The following is a 21,999-nucleotide window of genomic DNA, read 5'->3' as shown; positions in this document are numbered from 1 at the left end:
AGCGAAGCATTCACTATTCGTCGCTTAAAAGAAAATTAGAATCTAAATCCTTAAGATTCAATATTTCACTGGTCTAAATGATAACCAAGGAAGGAAATACTTAGCCTTACTTTTACATAAAAAGTAATAGATATTAAGTATACTCACAAGACCTTTTAGTTACGGTTTTCATTTCTTAGTTTAGGTTACATGAATGTAACTGTTTGTTTCAACTACTTGTGAGTTTTTATCAGGGTGTAAATTTAGTAAACATGAAAAACATAACTCCTATTTTTTTAGCGAGCTTGATCTACTTGTCAATCACGCCCCAAGCGTTAGCTGAAACAACGTCTGACTCTGCTACTGATCTTGCTACGCAAGAAGAAGGAGAGAAAGCGAATATACAGCAGGACGCTAATCAAGCCACTCCCATAAATAATGTTTCTGATGATGATTTAGATGATGAGTTCGATGATAATGACGCGGCATCACAACACTTAACGCCAGAAGAAAAAAAGGCCCAACGTGCTGAGCGCCGCAAAGCAAGGCAAGAAGCCCAAAAACGTGCCAACCTTAAAACTGATATTAGTATTGAAGGTTTATCCGGTGCGTTAGAGGATAACGTTGATGCCTACATTTCAAATATTCCGGAAGATAGCTATTCTACTTCTTTACGTTTCCAATCTGAGCTAACTGAGAATATTGAAAATGCATTAAAAGCTTTGGGCTATTATAGTCCGACTATTTCTTATGAAGTGGTTGAAGAAAGCCAAGATGAAAATGAGCTGATTGCCCACATCGATGCTGGTGAACCGACGATGATATATCAAAGTGATATTGTTATTTTGGGTGAAGCGGCTGATGATCCTGACTTTCAAAAAGCGATTGATGAGTCGAAATTAAATTTAGGTCGAACGTTAAACCACGCCAATTACGAAGCTCTAAAAAGTAAGCTTGCGAGCCTTGCCTTGCAAAAAGGTTACTTTAAAGGTGATTTCACTCAAAACCTATTTCAAGTCTCTCCAACGCGTAATCAAGCGATTATCAAAATTACTTACGATAGTGGACCTAGATATAAATTTGGTTATACCGAAATACTGAATAGCCAAATTGAAAATCACAGAGTCGAGTCTTTGATCCCTTATAAAGAAGGGGATTACTATAATGCGAACAGCATAGGTGAGCTGAATCAAAACCTTTCCGGCACTAAGTGGTTCTCAAGTATTGCTGTGGAACCGCAGCCTCAAGGCGTGAATGAAGAACTTGAATTGCCGATGAAGGTACACCTTAAACCTGAGATCCGTAACCAAATGGAAATGGGCTTAGGTTACTCAACAGATGTTGGGGTGCGTGGTAAGTTTTCTTGGACCAAGCCTTGGCTGAACAAATATGGGCATAGCTTAAATATTAGTACTGAGCTTTCACAGCCTGAGCAGCAAATTACCGCAAGTTATAAAATCCCACTCGAAGATGCGCTCAATGAGTACTATCAAATTCAATATGGCTTTAAAAATGAAGATAACCGTGACACAGACAGTTTAGAACAAAACTTAACTTTTGAACGTCACTGGTTATATGAAAACGGCTGGCACCAAACCGTATTTATGCGTTTACTTTATGAAGACTTTACTCAAGGTGAGTTATCGGGACAATCATTGTTTGTGTTACCAGGCGTAACGTGGAGCCGTATTCGCCAACGTGGTGAAGGTTTACCTATGTGGGGCGATAGCCAAAGTTTCACGCTTGAATATGGCGATCCAGGTTTCTTCTCGGATGCACGTATTATTCGAACGCAAGCGCATACAGGTTGGATCCGTGGACTTGGTGAAAACCATAGGTTCCTTACTCGCATTGATGTTGGCGCTAACTTTGTTGAAGATGATGATTGGGATGACGTGCCGCCGTCGTTGCGTTTCTTTGCTGGTGGTTTGAACTCGCTTCGTGGTTATGGCTATGAAGAAGTTTCACCACTTGATGACTCTGGCGATCTCGCTGGTGGTCAATACATGGCAACATCGACCCTTGAATACCAATATCGCTTAGTCGGCAATTGGTGGGGGGCTATGTTTATGGATTATGGTGATGCATGGACAGACTCCGTGGACTGGAAAACTGGCGTTGGGGTAGGTGTACGTTGGGCATCGCCTGTCGGGCCGGTACGTTTTGATATTGCTTATGGCCCAGATGTGGTCTTTGGTGATGATAAGTATCAATTCCACTTCTCTATTGGACCTGAGTTTTAGTCTTTGGACCTTAAATTTTAGAAAAAAGGTATTTCATGATTTCTGTTCCTCGCTGGTTTAAACGTGTATTGGTTGCTGTGCCGGTTACACTTTTGATTTTTGTTTTATTACTCGGCGGCTTGACTTTAACGCATACAGGTCTAGTCGCTGTTTTGTGGGCTGCACAAAAATTTGTTCCAAGCCTATCGGTTGGTTCAAGTGAAGGTCGCCTGTTAACAGGTTTTACCTTGTATGATCTTGCTTATCAAGATGAGGCGCAAACCACAGATCTTAAAGTTAAAGAAGTAGGTTTTCATATTGGCCCAGGGTGTTTGCTTGAGCGCTCGATCTGTATCGACGATCTAAATTTAAATGGCGTTGACTTTAGGCTAACAGAAGTGCCGGCAAGCACTGAAGAAGTTGAGGAAGAAGAGGATTCAACTTCAAGCCGTATTTTTATTCCACTTCCAATCTCTATCTCAAACGTGAATATCAATGATATCTCTCTTGATATTCTAGATAACCAAGCTTCTTGGAAAGTCTTCCATACCGGCATGTATTTACAAGGTAGCAAACTAACAATCGAGCCAACGACTTGGCAAGATATCTTAGTTAAGCTTGCTGATCCGACCGATGTTGATGAAACTGACATTGAAGAAGCAAAACAAGAAGCTGAAACTGGCGTTGAAACCAATCAACAAACTCAAGTTGCAAATTCAGATGCTGACTCGCAAGAAACTTTAGATGTGAAGCAAGAAGTCACGGATGAAGCAGTAGAGACAAGTCAAGAAGTAGCGCAAGCGACTAAAGAAGAAGCGCAGGAGCGCATTGAAGCTGAGGTCCCGCTGAGTGAAAAGCCAGATATTGAACTTCCTGAAATTGTTTTGCCACTGGATATTGAGCTCAAACCTTTTGTGATTGAAAACTTTAAACTCGAAGGTGAAACACCGGTTGAGGTGAATCGCTTAAGCTTAGCTGCAAATATTGAAAATCAAAATGTTGAAATTTCTGAGTTTAAGATTTTGATGCCACAAGGTGACCTAGATCTAACTGCAAAGGTAGGTTTAGAAGATGAGTTTCCTTTGGATGTAAAAGCTAAGCTTAATGTTGAAGATCCTATGGCGCCAGGACAAAGCCTAGATTTAGCATTATCAGGCAGTGTTGAAAACCTTGCAGCTAATCTAGCTCTCGATGGACCAGCTAAAGCTAAGCTTGAAGCTAATTTACAGCCGCTGAAAGCGATTTTACCTTTCGATATCGCATTAACTAATGTTGATGTGAGCTGGCCTTTAGTTGGGGATGCTGAGTATGATTTAGATGTACCAAGCTTAACCGCAAAAGGGAATCTAGAAGGTTATGAGTTTAATCTCGACGCTGCAGCGAAAGGGTTGACGATCCCAGATATTGCGTTAAACCTAGATGCCAAAGGTGATCTTGAAAAAATTGATTTAACTCAGCTTGCGATCAATACCTTAGGTGGCTCGATTAATGGCAAATTGAATGCGACTTGGGCTCCGGGTATTACTTGGAATACTGAGCTTGCGATTAAAAATATTCAGCCAAATAAACAATGGCCAGATATTCAAGGTGATATTAGCGCGGACATAAAAACCTCAGGTAATTTAACCGATAAAGGCGGCTGGGCAATTAAACTTCCACAGCTTAAGCTTGATGGCAGCATTATGAATAATCCAATAGCAATTGATGCGAGCTTAGATGCAAGCGATAGCGATGCAGATGGTTTATTCTTTGTTAAAACTCCGGGCGTGAAAATTTCGCATGGCGTCAACCATGTCTCACTTGTGGGTAAACTAAATAAAAATTGGGACATGAACCTAGATGTGAATGCGCCTGATTTAGCCAAAAGTGTGCCGGGATTAAAAGGTAAATCTGTCGGTACATTAAAACTAACCGGTCCGCAAAATACGCCAAAAATAGATACCGACCTAAATGTGTCAGGCATCGACTGGCAAGGTCAAACTAAGGTTGAATCGGTTGCCTTAAAGGGCAGTATTAAGCCTTTACCCGTTCCTGATGGCGATCTTGATTTAGTTGTGCGTAATATCCAGTCAGGTACACAAAAAATAGATAGTGTTATTTTAGATTTGAAAGGCGGCTCTGAAAGTCACCAAGTTCAACTTGATGTCAAATCTGCGGATATTAATAGCCACCTAAAACTAACTGGTAGCTTAGATCAAAAACCAAGTATGAAGTGGTCAGGCAGTTTAGCGGATGCTTGGGTTCAGCTTGGTAAGAGCCGCTGGGCGATCGATCATCCAGTGAAGCTTGGTTATGATGTTGATAAGGCGAGCGCTTTTGTTCAAGCGCACTGTTGGCAGCAAAACCCAAGTAAAATTTGTATCACCAAAGATGTGAATGCTGGTGAGTCAGGCGAAGCAAATCTTGCGATTCAAAACTTCAAGTTTTCTAAAATTAGCCAGTTGATCCCACCTGACTTCCGCCTACGTGGTGAAGTTAATGCGACGGCGCAAGCAAAATGGTCACCAAAAGCTGCACCAGCAGTCAAAGTGAATGTTGACTTACCTGAAGGCTTAGCGCGTCAGCGTGGCGCTCAAGGGGTCAAGCTTGCATGGGATAAAATCCAACTTGCAGCAAATTTGGCAAATAACAAGTTGGATGTGAGCTGGTTGCTTGATTTTAGTAATAACGGCAACATTCAAGGTCAAGCAAGCATCCCAGATGTTCGCCAAGAAAATATGTCGATATCAGGGACGAATAAGATCACTCCAATCAGTTTTGATTTCTTAAAACCGGCAATTGGGGATGGCAATAATATTCAAGCTAAGCTGCAATCAGATGTTAGCTTTAGTGGCCCAATCATGCAGCCTAAAGTGAATGGGAAGCTTGATATTATAGATATTGATCTTGAAGGCCGCGCCTTCCCGCTTGATATTGATAACTCAAGTCTACAGCTTTTGTTCAATGGTTATTCGGCGCAATTGAGCTCAGACTTAATGACCCAAGATGGGAAACTAGCTCTGACGGGAGATGCGAATTGGGCACAATTAGAGAACTGGCGTTTAAACTTAGGCATTTTAGCAGACAAACTCTATGTTGAAGTCCCGCCTATGGTGAAACTACGCACCGATACAGATCTAAAGATTAATGTGACGCCGCAAGCGGCTAAAATCTCAGGGACTGTCGGTGTACCATATGCACGGATTAAAGTTGCTCAATTGCCAGCAAGCGCTGTTGGCACATCAAGCGATGAAGTGATTTTGGATGAAAATCTAAAGCCCGTTGTCGAAGATGAAGGTTTACCTATGCTAATGGATTTAGCGATTGCTGTGAGTATCGGTGATGATGTGCATGTTTCAGCATTTGGTTTAGAAACTAATCTTGAAGGTAATTTACGCGTCAGTCAGAAAAACAAAGGACCTTTTGTCTTAGGTGATATTGAAATGATTGACGGGACATATAAGTCATTTGGTCAAGATTTACAGATCACTGAAGGTAAGATCACCATGAATGGTCCTGTTGATCAGCCATATGTGTCGATTAAAGCAATTCGTAATCCTGATAGCACCGAAGATGATGTGATTGCAGGTATTCAAGTGACAGGCCCAGCGTCTGAGCCAAAAGCTGAAGTCTTCTCTGAGCCATCTATGTCACAAACTAATGCCTTGTCTTACCTATTAAGAGGCCGCGGTGTGGATGATGATTCAGGCGGCAGTAGTATGACCACAGCCTTGCTTGGCCTAACTCTTGCACAAGGCAACCAAGCAGTTGGTAGTGTCGGTGAAAAGGTGGGTATCGAAGATATGCAACTTGGTACTGCAGGGACAGGTGATGATGCGCAAGTGACTGTTAGTGGTTATATTGCACCGGGTCTGCAAGTTATGTATGGCATGGGGATCTTTGATGCGGTCGGTGAATTTACCGTTCGTTATGAATTATTCAAAGATTTCTATGTGCAAGCCGTGACTGGGGTAGATAGCGCAGTTGATGCCTTGTATCAATTTGAGTTTGATGATTGGTGGTAATAAGCACTAATCATTAGATGCTAAAAAGCTCATACAGTGTCTCTCTTCATTTTTAGAGATGGCTGTATGAGCTTTTTTATTTATACTTTAATTTTAATCAGAATGCTTCAAGCAATGATTAAGCTTTTTGCGCACGCTCATAAGAGGTCAAGATTTCTTGGCGAGCCGCTTCAACATCTTCCCAGCCGTCAACTTTTACCCACTTGCCAGCTTCTAGATCTTTATAATGCTCAAAGAAGTGAGTGATTTGTGCTTTTAGCAATTCATCAATATCACCGACATCTTGAATGTGATCATATTCTTTTGACAGTTTGCTATGTGGAACAGCGATAACTTTCGCATCTTCACCAGATTCATCTGTCATTTTTAAAACGCCAACAGGGCGGCAACGTATCACAGCGCCAGGCATTAATGGGAAAGGCGTTGGGACAAGTACGTCTACCGGATCACCATCAAGCGAAAGCGTGTCATTTACATAACCGTAGTTACATGGATAAAACATAGGTGCAGACATAAAACGATCAACAAATACTGCGCCAGTATCCTTGTCAACTTCATACTTGATTGGATCTGCATTCGCAGGGATTTCAATCACAACATACAAGTCATCAGGAAGTGAAAGACCAGCGGGAATATGTTTTAAACTCATGAGTAAGATTTCCTTATGTTAAAATTTGGTGTACTTAGTTAAATCTAAGTGACGCCAGCCGATTATATATGAGTTTGTATAAAATATAACCCAATAAAGTATAAGTTTATTGGTCTTCGTTTGGATAAGCCTTCATAAACTCTTCAATTTTATCAACCATTTTAGTTGAGCCGACAAAGAAAGGTACACGCTGGTGTAGCTCGGTTGGCTTGATATCTAAGATTCTTTGATAACCATCAGAAGCTTTTCCGCCAGCTTGTTCAGCTAAGAAAGCAATAGGGTTGCACTCATATAAAAGGCGCAGCTTACCTTGCGGGTAGCTTTGTGTGCTTGGGTACATATAGATCCCACCTTTTAGAAGATTACGGTGAAAATCTGATACTAAAGAACCGATATAACGAGAGGTATAAGGACGATTGTCTGCAGGCACAGATTCCTGGCAATATTTAATATATTTTTTAACCCCTTGTGGGAAGCGAATATAGTTGCCTTCATTTATCGAATAAATATTACCATCTTGTGGGTGCTGAATGCTTTGATGAGAAAGGCAATAAACCCCAAGTGACGGATCATAAGTAAAGCCATGAACACCATTCCCTGTTGTGTAGACAAGCATGGTAGATGAACCATAAATGACATATCCGGCAGCGACTTGCTTGTTACCTGGCTGTAAGAAGTCTTCTTCTACTGCAGGGGTTCCAATAGGAGATATGCGGCGATAGATAGAAAAGATTGTACCAACCGATACATTCACATCTATATTACTTGAGCCATCAAGCGGATCCATCAAGACGACATACTTAGCATTTTGATTGAGCTCTTTGTTAAATGCGACTGCTTCATCTTCTTCTTCACTGGCAACGCCACAGACTTGATCACGAGCTTCAAGCGCTGCTTTGAATTTATCATTGGCATAGACATCAAGTTTTTGCTGTGCCTCACCTTGAATATTTTCACTGCCAAATGCACCTGTAATATCGACCAAACCGGCTTTGTTGATTTCCCTGTTTACAATTTTTGCAGCCAATTGAATTGAGCTTAGAAGTGAAGATAATTCACCACTGGCATGTGGGAAGTCATGTTGCTTTTCAATAATAAATTCACCTAAGGTGCACATATTTGACATGGAGCAGTCCTTTAAAAGTATATAGTTTTATGTGTCATTTGTCTGACAATATACTACTCCATGGTATTTTTTTAGCGTATTGAAGTAATTCATTTTGTGTAGAAAATACAATCTGTAGCGTACTTTTTAGGAAAAATCGGTTAATATGCGGCATTATTTAGATTAATAAACTTCACTAATTTGGAAGAGCTTTATGCATATTCATATTCTTGGTATTTGCGGCACATTTATGGGCGGCGCTGCAATGCTTGCACGTCAACTTGGGCACAAGGTGACAGGTTGTGATGCCAACGTTTACCCACCGATGAGCACCTTGCTTGAGTCACAAGGAATTGAAATTATTCAAGGCTTTGATCCGTCGCAACTGGAGCCAGCACCTGATTTAGTTGTGATAGGCAATGCGATGAGCCGTGGCAACCCTTGCGTTGAATATGTTTTAGATAAAAATTTAAAATACACTTCTGGGCCACAATGGTTACAAGATTTCTTGCTACATGACCGTTGGGTGCTGGGCGTATCTGGCACGCATGGCAAAACCACGACAGCAAGCATGCTGACTTGGATTTTAGAAGATTGTGGTTACCAACCAGGTTTTTTAGTGGGCGGTGTTTTAGGCAACTTTGGCATTTCGGCGCGTTTAGGTGAAAGTATGTTCTTCGTGGTCGAATCCGATGAATACGACAGCGCCTTTTTTGATAAACGTTCTAAGTTTGTCCATTATCACCCTCGCACACTGATTATGAATAATCTTGAGTTTGATCATGCGGATATTTTTGATGATCTTGAAGCGATCAAGCGTCAATTTCACCATTTAGTACGAACTGTGCCAAGCAATGGGCGAATTTTAGTTCCGGCTCATGATGAGGCACTTGATGATGTGATTCAACGCGGTTGTTGGAGTGAGCTCGAAACCATTGGTGCATCTGAAGATAAATCTGGTCATTGGTATGCGAATAAATTGATTGCGGATGGCAGTGAATTTGAAGTGTTACTTGATGGCAATATTGTTGGCACAGTTAAATGGGATATTATCGGTGAGCACAATGTGAATAATGCCTTAATGGCGATTTCTGCGGCGCGTCATGTAGGCGTTGACCCATCACTTGCATGTGAGTCTTTAGCTAAATTTATCAATACAAAACGCCGCCTTGAAGTCAAAGGTATTGAAGCCGACGTAACTGTTTATGATGACTTTGCACATCACCCAACTGCGATTCACCTCACTTTAGATGGGTTGCGTAAAAAAGTTGGTGAGCAAAAGATCATTGCCGTGTTTGAGCCAAGATCAAGCACAATGAAAATGGGCGTGCATAAGGATACCTTAGCAAAATCTTTTGCTTTGGCTGATGAAGTTTTCTTATATCAACCTAGTAACATTAAGTGGTCAGTACAAGATGTCGCGAATGCTTGTCCGCAACCAAGCCAAGTTGGGGATGAAATCGATAGCTTTGTCGATTCGATTATCAAAAATGCTCAAGCAGGTGATCACATCTTAGTGATGAGTAACGGTGGCTTTGAAGGCATTCATGGCAAAATTTTAGCAAAATTAGCTGAAAATAAAGCCTGATTTGAATTTGGCTGACGAAGAGATGATATGACAGAAACAACTAAGAAAATGTTGAAAAAGCAAAAATCAATTACATTAGCGTGGACTGGCGCTTCAGGTGCTCCCTATGGCCTGAGACTGCTCCAGCAATTGCTCGCGGCTGATTATCGTGTCTATCTTTTGATCTCTTCCGCTGCGCGTGTGGTTATGGCTACAGAGCATCAATTGAAATTACCAAGTGGTGAGAAGGCGGCTGAAATATTACGTAAGCATCTGCAAATTGATTCGGGTGAGTTAATTGTATGCGGCAAAGATGATTGGTTTTCGCCGGTTGCTTCGGGATCGGCTGCGCCAAAGCAGATGATAGTTTGCCCATGCTCAGCAGGAAGCTTGGCATCCATTGCACACGGGATGTCAGATAATCTACTTGAGCGCGCAGCGGATGTGGTGCTTAAAGAGCGTGGCCAATTATTGCTAATGGTACGCGAAACACCGTTTTCAACCTTACATCTTGAGAATATGCTAAAGCTCTCCAAGATGGGCGTGACGATTATGCCCGCAGCACCAGGTTTTTATCACAACCCTGAGTCGATTGATGATTTGATTGATTTTATGGTTGCGCGTATTTTGGATCATTTAGGCATCGAGCAAGCGCTTGTGCCGCGTTGGGGCTATGATCAGCGCTAATTTCAAACCTAGATATTACATAGGCTAGATACAAAAAAGCTAGAGCACGTTCGATAAGCGTCTCTAGCTTTTTTTATACTTCAAAGCATTTGATGCATTAAGCTTTTACGCCATCAATTGCTTCTTGTTTTTGTGTTGCAAAGCTTATCTCTTGGCTTGCTTTAAATTCAGATAAATAACTTAATCCTGAATATAAAAGTACGCAATAAGCCATTAATTCGGTCGACTCTTCAATACTGCTTTTTACTGCGCCTAAATTATCGCCAAGTAGATAGTGCCAGTAGCTAGACATACCTTGCAAACGAGAGAACACAAGTAAAAGAGCTAAGCCTAGACATAAGGTTGTAAAGTGACGGCATTGAATAAAACGCACAAAGCCTTCAAGACACTTATCAATATTACGGCTCGCTTTATATATACAATAGGTTGCAGTGATAATCACAGGGCCTTTCCAAGTACCAGGCAATAAATCATCAAAGTAGCTATCTAGCTCGCGCAAGAGCATGCACGCAAAAAAACCACAAGCGAGAAAACCGAAATAGCGCAAGTCTGTGCTTTTACGAGTGATATACCAAAAACAGCCGAGCGTCATAGCAAGAAATATTTGTTGGGTTGCCTCGGTGACGGAGACTTCCCCTATATTATTATTCAATACCATCACATCGATTCGCATTGCAATAATAGGGATTGTCATCATCAAAGCGAGCATAAAGAAGCGGCCCGCAGCTTTCAAAATTGTATGATATGCCTGATTGCGAGACATAAATCCTCCAAGATAAATTAACCGATAAATAAGTTAACTCGAGTAAGTGTTTAAGCTTGCATGGTTAGTATCCTTTCTTACCCGCTCTAAGCTTGAGAGATTAATGCCTAAAAATGATACGCCTTGATTAAAAAAACTCAATAAATTTTCTTAATTTTTTAAGTTTCATTGATGTATAACAAAGCTCCATCAAAGGATTTGCGCTATTTGCATTTTGTTACATTTATTTTGTTTCACTGGATCACGGTAAAATCAAGAGTGAAAATTGCCTATAATAGTGAGTGATTTTATTGTAAGCATCACGTAAAATATGTTCCTTTTTAAGAAAGTTAACGAAGAGGTTATCTAAATGACATTTGCGATCGGTCAGCGTTGGATTAGCGATACAGAAAGCGATTTAGGACTTGGAACTGTGATAGACCTTGATGGACGAACAGTGACCTTGATGTTTGCTGCATCGGAAGAAAATCGCGTTTATGCGCGTACAGACGCTCCGATCACCCGAGTGATTTTTCAAGTCGGCGATGAAATTGATAGCCAAGAAGGTTGGCGCTTAACCGTTTCAAATGTAGAAATTAATGATGGTTTGTGTACGTATCAAGGTATACGTCAAGATACTGAGCAAGAAGCTGAGTTACGTGAAATCTTTTTAAGCCACCAAATTCGCTTTAGTAAACCTCAAGATAAAATGTTTGCCGGCCAAATTGGCCGCATGGATAACTTTGTTCTTCGTTATCAGTCACTTGAAAATCAACATGCGCAAATGAAAAGCCCTATGCGCGGCCTTGTCGGAATGCGCGCAGGTTTAATTCCGCATCAGCTATATATCGCACATGAAGTCGGACGTCGTTACGCGCCACGCGTTTTACTTGCAGATGAAGTCGGCTTAGGCAAAACCATTGAAGCTGGGATGATTATTCATCAACAAGTCCTTTCTGGACGCGCTTCGCGTATTCTTATTCTCGTCCCAGAAACTCTGCAACATCAGTGGCTGGTCGAAATGCTACGCCGCTTTAATTTACATTTTTCAGTATTTGATGAAGAGCGCTGCCTTGAATCTGCGCATGAGGCAACAAATCCTTTTGATACGCAACAGTTTGTTCTGTGTTCGATTGATTTCTTGCGTAAAAATGAAAAGCGCTTTCAGCAAGCGTTCGCCTCAAGTTGGGACTTGCTAGTTGTTGATGAAGCGCACCACTTGGAGTGGTCGGTTGATGCACCAAGCGCTGAATATCAAATGGTTGAGTCACTTTCACAAAAAATCGCATCTGTTCTACTATTGACGGCAACACCTGAGCAGCTTGGACACGAAAGTCACTTTGCGCGTTTGCGCCTGCTTGACCCGGATCGCTTCTTTGATTATCCAACCTTCGTTAAAGAAGAAGAGCAATATGCACCGGTAGCAGAGTCCGTTGAGTTTTTGATGTCTGAAACTAAGCTCACCAATGAAGCGAAAAACGCAATAACTGAGCTATTGTCAGAGCAAGATGCTGAGCCTTTATTTCGCGTTTTAGATAGTCAAAGTGCATCAGATGATGAGAAGGCGTCAGCGCGTCAAGAACTTATTGATAACCTGATGGACAGACATGGCACAGGGCGTATTTTGTTCCGTAACACCCGCGCTGCGATTAAAGGTTTCCCAAAACGTGAACTGCATTTGATTGAGCTTGAAATGCCATCTCAATATCAACGTGCGTTACGTGTATCGAACATGATGGATGGGGATTTATTACCGCAAGCGCAAGCAATGAAAAACCTTTACCCTGAAGCGGTACTACAAGAGCTTGAAGGGGATAAAACCTCATGGTGGAGTTTTGATCCGCGCGTCTCTTGGTTAATTGACAAAGCGCTCGCCAAGCGTAATGAGAAAATTTTGGTGATAGCATCAAAAGCAGAAACTGCCTTACAGCTTGAACAAGCTTTGCGTGAGCGTGAGGGGATCCGAGCGACTGTCTTCCATGAAGGCATGAGTATTTTAGAGCGTGATAAAGCGGCGGCATATTTTGCTCAAGAAGAAGCTGGCGCACAGATCTTAATTTGTTCTGAAATTGGCTCAGAAGGGCGCAACTTCCAGTTTGCGAATCAGTTGGTAATGTTTGATTTACCTTTCAACCCAGACTTACTTGAGCAGCGTATTGGTCGCTTGGATCGTATCGGACAAAAAAATGATATCGACGTGCATGTGCCTTATTTAACAGGCTCTGCGCAAATGATGCTGGCTAAGTGGTATCACTATGGTCTGAATGCTTTTTGTGAAACCTGCCCAACAGGGCGCAATGTGTATGATCGCCATTTTGAAGACTTAGTTGATATTTTGGCTGATCTTGATGCAGAGAATAAGCTTGAAGATCTGATCGCAGACAGTGCAAAATTTAATGCGAGTCTAAAAGCGCAAATGGATAAAGGACGTGATCGCCTGCTTGAAATGCATTCTCATGGTGGTGAAAAAGCACATCAAATTGCAGAGCAAATCGCAAGCCATGATGGGGATGTCAAGCTTGTGACTTTTGCCTTTAGCTTATTTGATAGCGTTGGTTTAAACCAAGATGATAAAGGTGATAATGCGCTTGTGGTGAAACCATCTGAGCATATGTTAGTTTCAAGCTATCCGGGTTTACCTTCGGATGGCGCAACCATTACCTTTGATCGCGATACTGCGCTATCACGTGAGGATATGCATTTTATCAGTTGGGAACACCCAATGATCCAAGGTGGTATGGAGCTGCTCTTTAGTGAAGGCGTTGGTACCAATGCTGTTTCCTTACTTAAAAATAAAGCGCTTCCAGTCGGTACACTTTTCCTTGAGCTCGTTTATGTTGTGGATGCGCAAGCACCGAAAAACTCAGGCATTAGCCAGTTCTTACCGAAAACGCCAATTCGTTTATTGCTTGATGCAAAAGGTAATGATTTATCTGCGCAAGTGCCGTTTGATAGCTTTAACCGTCAGCTAAGCCCAATTAACCGTCATATGGCGAGTAAGTTAGTTGCATCTGTGCAGCCAAACATCGCAAGTTTAATTGAGGCGGGTGAAAAAGCAGTTCAGCCTGAAATTCAAAAAGTACGCGATACAGCTTTGATGGAAATGAAGCAAAATCTACAAGCTGAGCTTGATCGTCTGTTAGCTTTGAAAGCTGTGAACCCAAATATTCGTGATGAAGAAATCCAGATCATTGAATCACAAATTGAATCACTGACGGGATACATTCAAGGCGCGCAATGGCAGCTCGACTCATTACGCGTTATCGTTGTGACGCATCAATAATTCATAAGGCGTAAACTTATGGCTATGCTTGCCTATGATCCACCTGTGTCACCTTGGTTAGATATACACTATCAAGATGATGATATTTTAATTGCAAATAAACCGGCAGGGCTTTTGTCTGTGCCGGGACGTTTGCCTGAACATCAAGATAGTTTGTGGCGCAGACTAAGGGAAGAGTATCCTGAAATTGAAGTCGTGCATCGCCTTGATATGGCCACCTCTGGTTTAATGTTGCTGGCAAAGCATAAAGACGCAGAGCGACATTTGAAAAAACAGTTTCAATACCGCTTAACGCATAAAACTTATTATGCACGTGTACTTGGGCATATTTTTGATGACGAAGGAGAGGTGGATTTACCTTTAATTTGTGATTGGCCAAATCGACCAAGGCAAAAAGTTTGCTTTGACGATGGCAAGCCGTCACAGACGCGTTATCAAGTGGTGAGCCGAGATGAAGATGAGAATGGGGTGCTAACAAGCTTAGTGCGTTTGCTACCCATAACTGGGCGTTCGCATCAATTAAGGGTGCACATGATGGCACTTGGACATCCGATTTTAGGCGATGAATTTTATGCGGATACGCAGGGGCGAGAGCTAAGTGAGCGTTTACTGCTGCATTCAGCTGAGCTTAGTTTCTATCACCCAGCGACAGATAAACTCACTTATGCATTAGTTGAAAGTGAGTTTTATCCGCAGGCCAAGCCTATGCTTGCAACCCTTTATCAGCAAGCAGAAAGCCTGCCTGATTATAAGCTATTAGTGTCGAGCTAAATGATATTTGTGAGGAGATTAACCTTTAAACTCAAATAACTCACATACAGAAGCAAAGAGCTCTTCAGTTGTCATATCTAGTGTCGGAGTGATAAAAATCGTATCATCTCCGGCAACAACACCTAAGATGCCTTCTGATTTACCCAGTGAGTCCAATAGGCGGGCGATTAACTGTGCAGCGCCAGGGCCTGTATTGATGACAACCAAGGCATTGTTATAACCTACATCTAACACTAATTCACGTAGTGAGCTTGACGCCGTTGGCACGCCAAGTTCAGCAGGTAAACAATACACCATTTCCATTTTCGCATTACGCGTACGTACCGCGCCAAATTTAGTCAGCATACGTGAGACTTTAGATTGGTTGATATTATCGAAGCCTTCTTGCTTAAGCGCTTCAACAATTTCACTTTGAGAACCAAAACTTTCAGCCTTGAGTAACGCTTTAAATGAGCGTACTAAATTATCTTGCTTATCGTGTGTTTTCATAATCTTCTTTCAATTATATACATAGTTTTGCACCATTTTCGCATAAAGTATCACTTTATACCAAGTTTAGATGAGATATTTTTGAGACAGAGTTAGCATCTCGAAGCTTCTATTAGACTGTTTCCTTGTTTCTTTTTAAAAATATTCCAAGTATGCGAACCAAGACAAAGCTTAATTTTGTTAACTTGATCGTGTCTTGTTTAAATCCTTTGTTTTCAGTTCGCAAAGGTTATTTGTTTATATTGTAATCGTTTCTTGAATCAGTTAGCTTATGTTTATTCAGTGTAAAAAAGGACATAAGTCACTATTTTATTTATGGTTTTTTGGTGTTTATAAATGCTTTTTGAGCTTTTAAGTGGGATAATTTAAGGAAGATAATAAGTGGCTTATGCTCATCATTATTGCTGCTAAGCATCAAGGGTGAAGAGTATATAACTGAAAAATTAGTGATTATTATTTTAATAACGAACAAAAGGAGAAATCCATGAAAGTTTCTGTCATTGGTGCTGCTGGTGGTATTGGCCAAGCACTCGCTTTGCTGTTAAAAAATGGTTTACCAGCGGGCTCTGAACTTGCTTTATATGATATTGCACCTGTCACGCCTGGTGTGGCAGCAGATCTTAGCCATATCCCAACTCCTGTTTCGATCAAAGGCTTCTCCGGTGAAGATCCGACGCCTGCGCTTGAAGGTGCGGATGTTGTTTTAATCTCTGCTGGGGTGGCGCGTAAACCTGGAATGGATCGTAGTGATCTGTTTAATGTCAACGCTGGGATCGTTAAATCTTTAGCGGAAAAAATCGCAGTGACATGTCCTAAAGCTTGTGTTGGGATTATCACCAACCCAGTCAACACGACTGTTGCAATTGCTGCGGAAGTACTTAAAAAGGCCGGCGTTTATGATAAAAACCGTCTCTTTGGGGTAACGACTTTAGATGTGATCCGCTCTGAAACTTTTGTTGCTGAGCTTAAAGGTAAAGCGCCAAGTGAAGTCAAAGTTCCTGTGATTGGTGGTCACTCAGGCGTCACAATTCTACCTTTGCTTTCTCAAATTGAAGGCGTTTCATTTACTGCTGAAGAAACCGCAGCACTAACTAAGCGTATTCAAAACGCGGGCACAGAAGTGGTTGAAGCAAAAGCTGGTGGCGGCTCAGCGACCCTATCTATGGGGCAGGCAGCGTATCGCTTTGGTCTATCACTGGTTAAAGCGCTAAATGGTGAAGAGGGCGTGGTTGAATGTGCATATGTGGAAGGCTCTGGTGAGCATGCTCGTTTCTTCGCGCAACCTGTACGTTTAGGTAAAAACGGCATCGAAGAGATTTTAGACTTTGGTGAGTTAAGTGCATTTGAGAAAGAAGCTTTTGACAGCATGCTCGATACACTAAAAGGTGATATTGCTCTTGGCGAGGAATTCGCTGCCAAATAAAATTATCTTCATATTTGAAATTATTGCTGCGTTAGCTGCACTGCAAAGACCTAGTCACATATTGTTATATGCTTCTAGGCTCTTTTCGTTTGCTTCCTTGCATTAAATTCAACTATTTGATAATTAATCTTATTCATATTTAAAGTGCTAGCTATGTAAATTTTGCTAGCACTCTAATTAATTCTTCAGTAATTATTTGTTGCGCTTAACCGCTGAATGCGCGAGTGCAATCAGCGCTTCTTTATATTCCGAATCTGGTAAGATCTTTAATTGATCTATGGCTTTATCTGCTTCTTGGTGCGCTTTTTGAGTCGTATATTCAAGTGATCCTGTCGCATGCATCGCAGCTAAGATCTCATCCAAACGCTCCATACCATTAGAGTGCTCAATCGCCTCACGGATCATCTGCGCCTGCTCTGGTGTGCCATTTCGCATTGCATATAAAAGCGGTAGCGTTGGTTTACCTTCTGCAAGATCATCCCCGACGTTTTTACCCATTTCTTTACCATCTGCAGTGTAATCGAGGACATCGTCAATTAATTGGAACGCAGTGCCAAGGTAGCGACCATAGTTTTGCATCGCGATTTCCACTTCAGGGTTTGACTCAGCTAAGATTGCACCGATCTGCGTAGCAACTTCAAATAAGCGAGCTGTTTTGGAATAGATCACTTGCATATAGTTTTCTTCAGTCGTTTCAGGATCATTGCAATTCATTAATTGCTGAACTTCACCTTCTGCGATCACATTTACCGCATCGCTCATTAACTTGAGGATCTTCATTGATCCTAGCTCTGTCATCATTTGAAATGAGCGCGTATAGATATAATCACCCACCAAGACGCTGGCAGCGTTGCCAAAGGCTGCATTGGCCGTTTCTTTACCACGACGCATGTCTGATTCATCCACCACGTCATCGTGCAGCAGAGTCGCTGTATGGATAAACTCAACAAATGATGCCGCCATAATATGACCGTCACCTTGGTAACCAACAGCCTTAGCCGATAATAAAGCGAGTAGGGGGCGAATACGTTTGCCACCGCTACTGACAATATAAAAGCCAAGTTGGTTGATCAGAGAGACTTCTGAATTTAACTGTGCGTGAATCGTTTGGTTTACTTTTGCCATGTCATCGGCGGTTAATTCTTGGATTGCTTTAAAGTCCATGGTTCTTCCAGCTGCTGAGCTTTTTAAGTAATAAGATCGGTTAAATTTTCATCAAAAAATGAAAAAAAGTCCTGATTCGACTAAAAAATAAAAATTCTTTTGCATAATACACGAAAAAACGTTGATAAAAATAGCACTAAACGGCATCATTAGAGCACTTTTTACAGGCGATGAAGTTTTCGCCATTTTTTTTAATAATTGTCTTGTCAAATGGTTCAGACTCCAGTAGAATCTGCGCCCTATTGATGACAAGTTTAAGCGCACACCCGATATGCCAAAATAAAGGCATGAAGCTGTGCGGAAAAAGCGGAGTAAAATATGTACGCTGTTTTCCAATCTGGTGGTAAACAACACCGTGTAAGCGAAGGTCAAACTCTTCGTTTAGAGAAATTGGACGTAGAAACTGGTGCAAGCGTTGAGTTTGACACAGTTCTTTTAATTGCTAACGGTGAAGAAATCACTGTTGGTGCACCATTAGTTGCTGGCGGTAAAGTAACTGCGGAAGTAGTTAAGCACGGTCGTGGCGATAAAGTTAAAATCGTTAAGTTCCGTCGTCGTAAGCATTCTCGTAAGCAAATGGGCCATCGTCAATGGTTCACTGAAGTCAAAATTACTGGCATCAGCGCTTAATTAATTTCTAAGGAGAAGCTAACATGGCACACAAAAAAGCTGGTGGTTCTACTCGTAACGGTCGCGACTCAGAAAGCAAACGCCTAGGTGTTAAGCGTTTTGGTGGCGAATCAGTTCTAGCTGGTAACATCATCGTTCGTCAACGTGGTACTAAATTCCACGCTGGTAACAATGTAGGTATCGGTAAAGATCACACTCTTTTTGCTTTAACTGAAGGTAAAGTAAAATTTGAAGTGAAAGGTCCTAAGAACCGCAAATTTGTAAGCATCGAATCTGAATAAGTTTCGTTGACTACAAGCTAAAATTTAAAAGCCCTGCCTTTATGGTGGGGTTTTTTATTTACTCAAAAATTTGAGTAAACTGATTATATAAGCGAGATCTTAGACGATAGGATGCATTGGGCTATTGATTAATCCTAGTCTAAAATTAAGATTATCGTCTGTGATTTTGCTTTCCCTGTAAGTGGAGTAAAAAATGAAATTCGTTGATGAATCTATTGTAAAAGTTGAAGCTGGTGACGGCGGCAATGGTGTTGTAAGTTTTTGGCGTGAAAAATTCGTTGCTAAAGGCGGCCCTGATGGTGGCGACGGCGGTGATGGCGGCGATGTATATATGATTGCTGATGAAAACCTAAACACACTTGTTGATTATCGTTTCGAGCGCTTCCACAAAGCTGAACGCGGAAAAAATGGTAGCGGCGGTAACTGTACGGGTAAACGTGGGCAAGATAAGGTCTTGAAAGTGCCAGTCGGTACGCGCGCTGTCGACATTCACACCAATGAAGTTGTGGGTGAAGTCACCGAGCATGGTAAAAAAGTTATGCTTGCCAAAGGCGGCTGGCATGGTTTAGGTAACACGCGCTTTAAGTCTTCAGTCAACCGTGCGCCACGTCAAAAGACTATGGGTACGCCGGGCGAAGTACGTGAACTACGTTTAGAGCTTCTACTTCTTGCTGATGTGGGCATGCTAGGTTTGCCGAATGCGGGTAAATCAACCTTTATTCGCGCTGTCTCTGCGGCAAAACCAAAAGTTGCGGACTACCCGTTTACAACACTTATTCCAAGTTTAGGTGTGGTACGTGTTGGCTCTGAAAATAGCTTTGTGGTGGCCGATATTCCAGGTCTTATTGAAGGCGCAGCCGATGGCGCAGGTCTTGGCGTACGCTTCTTAAAACACTTAGAGCGTTGTCGCGTGCTTTTACACGTGATTGACCTAATGCCAGTTGATCAAAGCGATCCAATCGAAAATGCGTTAACTATTTTTGCTGAGCTTGAGCAATATAGCGAAAAAGTAGCAGCTAAACCTTGTTGGTTATTGTTCAACAAAGTTGATTTGATGTCTGAAGAAGAAGCGGATGAAAAGATCCAAGGGATCTTAGATGCGCTAGCTTGGGAAGGCGAATATGCGAAGATTTCTGCGGTAAATAAACAAGGCACGAAAGAGCTTTGTTATAAACTTGCTGACTTCATGAAAACTCTGCCTGTTGAAGATGAAGCTGAAGAAGCTGCACAAGATGTTGAGTTCATGTGGGATGATTACCATAAGAATGCAATGAGTGGTAAAAACGTTGTCACTGAAGAATGGGATGACGATGATGATTGGGATGACGAAGAAGATGACGGACACGTTATCTATGTTCGTGATTAAGTCTCATTACCTGATTAATAGACCTTAGTCTAAACTTGATATATCAAAGAGCTGCTCGAAAGGGCGGCTTTTTTTGTTTTTATGCATTAAATTTTATTTAAATCATCATTTTTGCGATGGACTTTGGGTATATTATAGGCATTAGTGTAATTTTTAATTCAAGGATAGAGACAGATGTCAGCCCCAGGAGCGGATGCACAGCAGCCCAATTTAAACTATTCCACCCAACTTCCTTTTGAAACCTATATCAAACTCGAAGAAAAACAGCGTCAGAGAACTCGTCTTGTGGTGCGTGCGGGGCAATTGCTCCATAGCCATGGCGCAGAGACACGTTTAATTGTCGGCGTCGTTGAGCGTATGGGACGAGCGGTTCACTTTGATGAAATAGATGTTTCACTGTCTGCTCGCGCTATGGTCGTGACTACAATCGATAAACGACATTGCATCACAACAGCAAGACGTTGCCCTGACTTGGGGATAAACATGCGCGTGGTGACTGAAGTGCAGCGAATCTGTATTTTGCTTGAAAAATCTATTATTGATATGGAGCAAGCGGATCAGAAGCTATCACAAATTCAGCCTAAACATTATCCTAAGCCGCTTGTTGTTTTAATGGTAGGCTTATCTTGCGCCTCGTTTGCGCGTCTTGCTGGCGCAGATTGGTCAGTTTTCTTGATTACTTTTATCGCTTCTGCTTTAGCCATGATGGTGCGTCAGCGCTTAGCACGGCTACACTTTAACCCTTTCTTAAATTTCTGTATTACAGCCTTTGTTGCGACTTGTGTGTCCTCTCAAGCTGTGATCTTTGAAGTCGGTAATGATCCTTTTCTTGCGATGGCATCTTCAGTGCTTTTATTGGTTCCTGGTTTCCCATTAATTAACTCCATTGCTGATTTATTAAAAGGTCACACTAACATGGGCGTCGCAAGGTTCTTAACTGCAAGTATGTTAAGTTTTGCAACTTGTCTTGGGATTTTATTAGCAATGTCAGTTACGCAGACATGGGGATGGGTTAATTAATGGAGCTATTACTTGGCCTTTTAAATGATATGTTCTTTGCAGCTATTCCTGCGATTGGCTTTGCACTTATTTTTAATGTGCCGCAAAAAGCACTGAAATATTGCGCATTAGGTGGCGCGCTTGCTCACGGTAGCCGTTTCTTAATGCTGCATTTTGGGATGCCAATTGAGTGGGCTACTTTTATTGCCGCGAGCCTTGTCGGCTCAATTGGGGTGTATTGGTCGCATCGATTTTTGGCCCACCCTAAAGTCTTTACTGTGGCTGCGATGATCCCTATGGTGCCGGGTGTGTTTGTTTTTCGCGCCATGCTTGCTTTTGTGCAAATTAACCGTTTAGGTTATTCAGAAGAGTTGTTTGCTGCGGGGATCACTAACTTTTTGCAGGCACTATTTATTATCGCCTCGCTTGCGGTAGGGCTTGCTATGCCTGGTTTATTATTCTATCGACGTAAGCCAGTGGTTTAAATCTAGTTAGTTTTTAGGCATACTTGCTTGAACCTGTACCGGCTTCACAAAGGCGCTGCAAGCCATCCTTGGGCGCTTTACTCAGCACATCTATGTGCTTCGACCCTTTGTTGCGCTGGTACAAGCACAAGCAAGTTGAACGAAACATTAAAA

Annotated in this window: 17 protein-coding genes; 12 read left to right on the top strand and 5 right to left on the bottom strand. The window is 41.8% G+C overall.

Annotation, left to right across the window (positions count from 1 at the left end):
- Window positions 1–251 precede the first annotated feature (251 nt).
- Both tamA and tamB read left to right on the top strand, forming a co-directional pair.
- Window positions 252–2,222: an autotransporter assembly complex protein TamA gene (tamA, locus tag AC2VOY_RS05275; protein ID WP_491832800.1), complete on the top strand. Its 1,971-nt coding sequence runs from the start codon at window positions 252–254 to the stop codon at window positions 2,220–2,222.
- A 35-nt stretch (window positions 2,223–2,257) separates the two neighbouring features.
- A complete protein-coding gene (tamB, locus tag AC2VOY_RS05270) occupies window positions 2,258–6,205 on the top strand; it encodes an autotransporter assembly complex protein TamB (protein WP_491832798.1) in 3,948 nt (1,315 codons plus the stop codon).
- A 118-nt stretch (window positions 6,206–6,323) separates the two neighbouring features.
- Here tamB and ppa read toward each other — a convergent pair whose 3' ends face one another.
- Both ppa and fbp read right to left on the bottom strand, forming a co-directional pair.
- Window positions 6,324–6,854, bottom strand: coding sequence for an inorganic diphosphatase (ppa, locus tag AC2VOY_RS05265; protein WP_491832796.1), 531 nt, complete (start codon window positions 6,852–6,854; stop codon window positions 6,324–6,326).
- Window positions 6,855–6,960: 106 nt separating this feature from the next.
- Complete coding sequence (gene fbp, locus AC2VOY_RS05260) at window positions 6,961–7,980, bottom strand: class 1 fructose-bisphosphatase (RefSeq protein ID WP_491832794.1); 1,020 nt, start codon at window positions 7,978–7,980, stop codon at window positions 6,961–6,963.
- A gap of 193 nt (window positions 7,981–8,173) precedes the next feature.
- Between fbp and mpl the strand changes: the two genes are divergently transcribed.
- Together mpl and AC2VOY_RS05250 are read left to right on the top strand one after the other, a co-directional pair.
- Window positions 8,174–9,547 (top strand): UDP-N-acetylmuramate:L-alanyl-gamma-D-glutamyl-meso-diaminopimelate ligase, encoded by a 1,374-nt coding sequence (gene mpl / locus AC2VOY_RS05255; RefSeq protein WP_491832792.1) that lies wholly within the window; start codon window positions 8,174–8,176, stop codon window positions 9,545–9,547.
- 48 nt (window positions 9,548–9,595) lie between these two features.
- Window positions 9,596–10,213, top strand: coding sequence for a flavin prenyltransferase UbiX (locus AC2VOY_RS05250; RefSeq protein WP_491833022.1), 618 nt, complete (start codon window positions 9,596–9,598; stop codon window positions 10,211–10,213).
- 97 nt (window positions 10,214–10,310) lie between these two features.
- On the opposite strand, the gene AC2VOY_RS05245 is transcribed toward AC2VOY_RS05250, so the two are convergent.
- Window positions 10,311–10,976 carry a hypothetical protein gene (locus tag AC2VOY_RS05245; RefSeq protein WP_491832790.1) on the bottom strand — a complete coding sequence of 222 codons (666 nt, stop codon included), beginning with the start codon at window positions 10,974–10,976 and terminating at the stop codon, window positions 10,311–10,313.
- A 349-nt stretch (window positions 10,977–11,325) separates the two neighbouring features.
- Between AC2VOY_RS05245 and rapA the strand changes: the two genes are divergently transcribed.
- Window positions 11,326–14,238 carry an RNA polymerase-associated protein RapA gene (gene rapA, locus AC2VOY_RS05240; protein WP_491832788.1) on the top strand — a complete coding sequence of 971 codons (2,913 nt, stop codon included), beginning with the start codon at window positions 11,326–11,328 and terminating at the stop codon, window positions 14,236–14,238.
- 18 nt (window positions 14,239–14,256) lie between these two features.
- A complete protein-coding gene (gene rluA / locus AC2VOY_RS05235) occupies window positions 14,257–15,009 on the top strand; it encodes a bifunctional tRNA pseudouridine(32) synthase/23S rRNA pseudouridine(746) synthase RluA (RefSeq protein ID WP_491832787.1) in 753 nt (250 codons plus the stop codon).
- Window positions 15,010–15,027: 18 nt separating this feature from the next.
- Here rluA and argR read toward each other — a convergent pair whose 3' ends face one another.
- Entirely contained in the window at window positions 15,028–15,498 is a 471-nt protein-coding gene (gene argR / locus AC2VOY_RS05230; RefSeq protein WP_491832786.1) for a transcriptional regulator ArgR, read from the bottom strand.
- 484 nt (window positions 15,499–15,982) lie between these two features.
- Here argR and mdh point away from each other — a divergent pair, with 484 nt between their 5' ends.
- Window positions 15,983–16,921 (top strand): malate dehydrogenase, encoded by a 939-nt coding sequence (gene mdh, locus AC2VOY_RS05225; protein ID WP_491832784.1) that lies wholly within the window; start codon window positions 15,983–15,985, stop codon window positions 16,919–16,921.
- A gap of 192 nt (window positions 16,922–17,113) precedes the next feature.
- On the opposite strand, the gene ispB is transcribed toward mdh, so the two are convergent.
- Window positions 17,114–18,085 carry an octaprenyl diphosphate synthase gene (gene ispB, locus AC2VOY_RS05220; RefSeq protein WP_491832782.1) on the bottom strand — a complete coding sequence of 324 codons (972 nt, stop codon included), beginning with the start codon at window positions 18,083–18,085 and terminating at the stop codon, window positions 17,114–17,116.
- A 318-nt stretch (window positions 18,086–18,403) separates the two neighbouring features.
- Between ispB and rplU the strand changes: the two genes are divergently transcribed.
- The 5 genes from rplU (at window position 18,404) to AC2VOY_RS05195 (ending at window position 21,846) form a co-directional block, all read left to right on the top strand.
- Window positions 18,404–18,715, top strand: coding sequence for a 50S ribosomal protein L21 (gene rplU / locus AC2VOY_RS05215; protein ID WP_491832780.1), 312 nt, complete (start codon window positions 18,404–18,406; stop codon window positions 18,713–18,715).
- A gap of 23 nt (window positions 18,716–18,738) precedes the next feature.
- Window positions 18,739–18,996: a 50S ribosomal protein L27 gene (rpmA, locus tag AC2VOY_RS05210; protein ID WP_491832778.1), complete on the top strand. Its 258-nt coding sequence runs from the start codon at window positions 18,739–18,741 to the stop codon at window positions 18,994–18,996.
- 193 nt (window positions 18,997–19,189) lie between these two features.
- Window positions 19,190–20,362, top strand: coding sequence for an Obg family GTPase CgtA (cgtA, locus tag AC2VOY_RS05205; protein WP_491832777.1), 1,173 nt, complete (start codon window positions 19,190–19,192; stop codon window positions 20,360–20,362).
- Window positions 20,363–20,536: 174 nt separating this feature from the next.
- Window positions 20,537–21,382 (top strand): threonine/serine exporter family protein, encoded by an 846-nt coding sequence (locus AC2VOY_RS05200; RefSeq protein WP_491832775.1) that lies wholly within the window; start codon window positions 20,537–20,539, stop codon window positions 21,380–21,382.
- Window positions 21,382–21,846 carry a threonine/serine exporter family protein gene (locus tag AC2VOY_RS05195; RefSeq protein WP_491832773.1) on the top strand — a complete coding sequence of 155 codons (465 nt, stop codon included), beginning with the start codon at window positions 21,382–21,384 and terminating at the stop codon, window positions 21,844–21,846. Before AC2VOY_RS05200 ends, AC2VOY_RS05195 begins: the two co-directional genes overlap by 1 nt.
- The last annotated feature ends 153 nt before the right edge of the window (window positions 21,847–21,999 follow it).

The sequence above is a fragment of the Vibrio sp. KMM 9700 genome (assembly GCF_058545285.1).
This window is presented reverse-complemented; position numbering and strand designations above follow the sequence as displayed.

Coding starts and splice junctions, on each gene's coding strand:
- AC2VOY_RS05250 (WP_491833022.1), top strand. CDS start 9,596: ATGTTGAAAAAGCAAAAATCAATTACATTAGCGTGGACTGGCGCTTCA.
- AC2VOY_RS05245 (WP_491832790.1), bottom strand. CDS start 10,976: ATGTCTCGCAATCAGGCATATCATACAATTTTGAAAGCTGCGGGCCGC.
- AC2VOY_RS05200 (WP_491832775.1), top strand. CDS start 20,537: ATGTCAGCCCCAGGAGCGGATGCACAGCAGCCCAATTTAAACTATTCC.
- tamA (WP_491832800.1), top strand. CDS start 252: ATGAAAAACATAACTCCTATTTTTTTAGCGAGCTTGATCTACTTGTCA.
- ispB (WP_491832782.1), bottom strand. CDS start 18,085: ATGGACTTTAAAGCAATCCAAGAATTAACCGCCGATGACATGGCAAAA.
- ppa (WP_491832796.1), bottom strand. CDS start 6,854: ATGAGTTTAAAACATATTCCCGCTGGTCTTTCACTTCCTGATGACTTG.
- rplU (WP_491832780.1), top strand. CDS start 18,404: ATGTACGCTGTTTTCCAATCTGGTGGTAAACAACACCGTGTAAGCGAA.
- rluA (WP_491832787.1), top strand. CDS start 14,257: ATGGCTATGCTTGCCTATGATCCACCTGTGTCACCTTGGTTAGATATA.
- cgtA (WP_491832777.1), top strand. CDS start 19,190: ATGAAATTCGTTGATGAATCTATTGTAAAAGTTGAAGCTGGTGACGGC.
- rpmA (WP_491832778.1), top strand. CDS start 18,739: ATGGCACACAAAAAAGCTGGTGGTTCTACTCGTAACGGTCGCGACTCA.
- tamB (WP_491832798.1), top strand. CDS start 2,258: ATGATTTCTGTTCCTCGCTGGTTTAAACGTGTATTGGTTGCTGTGCCG.
- fbp (WP_491832794.1), bottom strand. CDS start 7,980: ATGTCAAATATGTGCACCTTAGGTGAATTTATTATTGAAAAGCAACAT.
- mpl (WP_491832792.1), top strand. CDS start 8,174: ATGCATATTCATATTCTTGGTATTTGCGGCACATTTATGGGCGGCGCT.
- mdh (WP_491832784.1), top strand. CDS start 15,983: ATGAAAGTTTCTGTCATTGGTGCTGCTGGTGGTATTGGCCAAGCACTC.
- AC2VOY_RS05195 (WP_491832773.1), top strand. CDS start 21,382: ATGGAGCTATTACTTGGCCTTTTAAATGATATGTTCTTTGCAGCTATT.
- rapA (WP_491832788.1), top strand. CDS start 11,326: ATGACATTTGCGATCGGTCAGCGTTGGATTAGCGATACAGAAAGCGAT.
- argR (WP_491832786.1), bottom strand. CDS start 15,498: ATGAAAACACACGATAAGCAAGATAATTTAGTACGCTCATTTAAAGCG.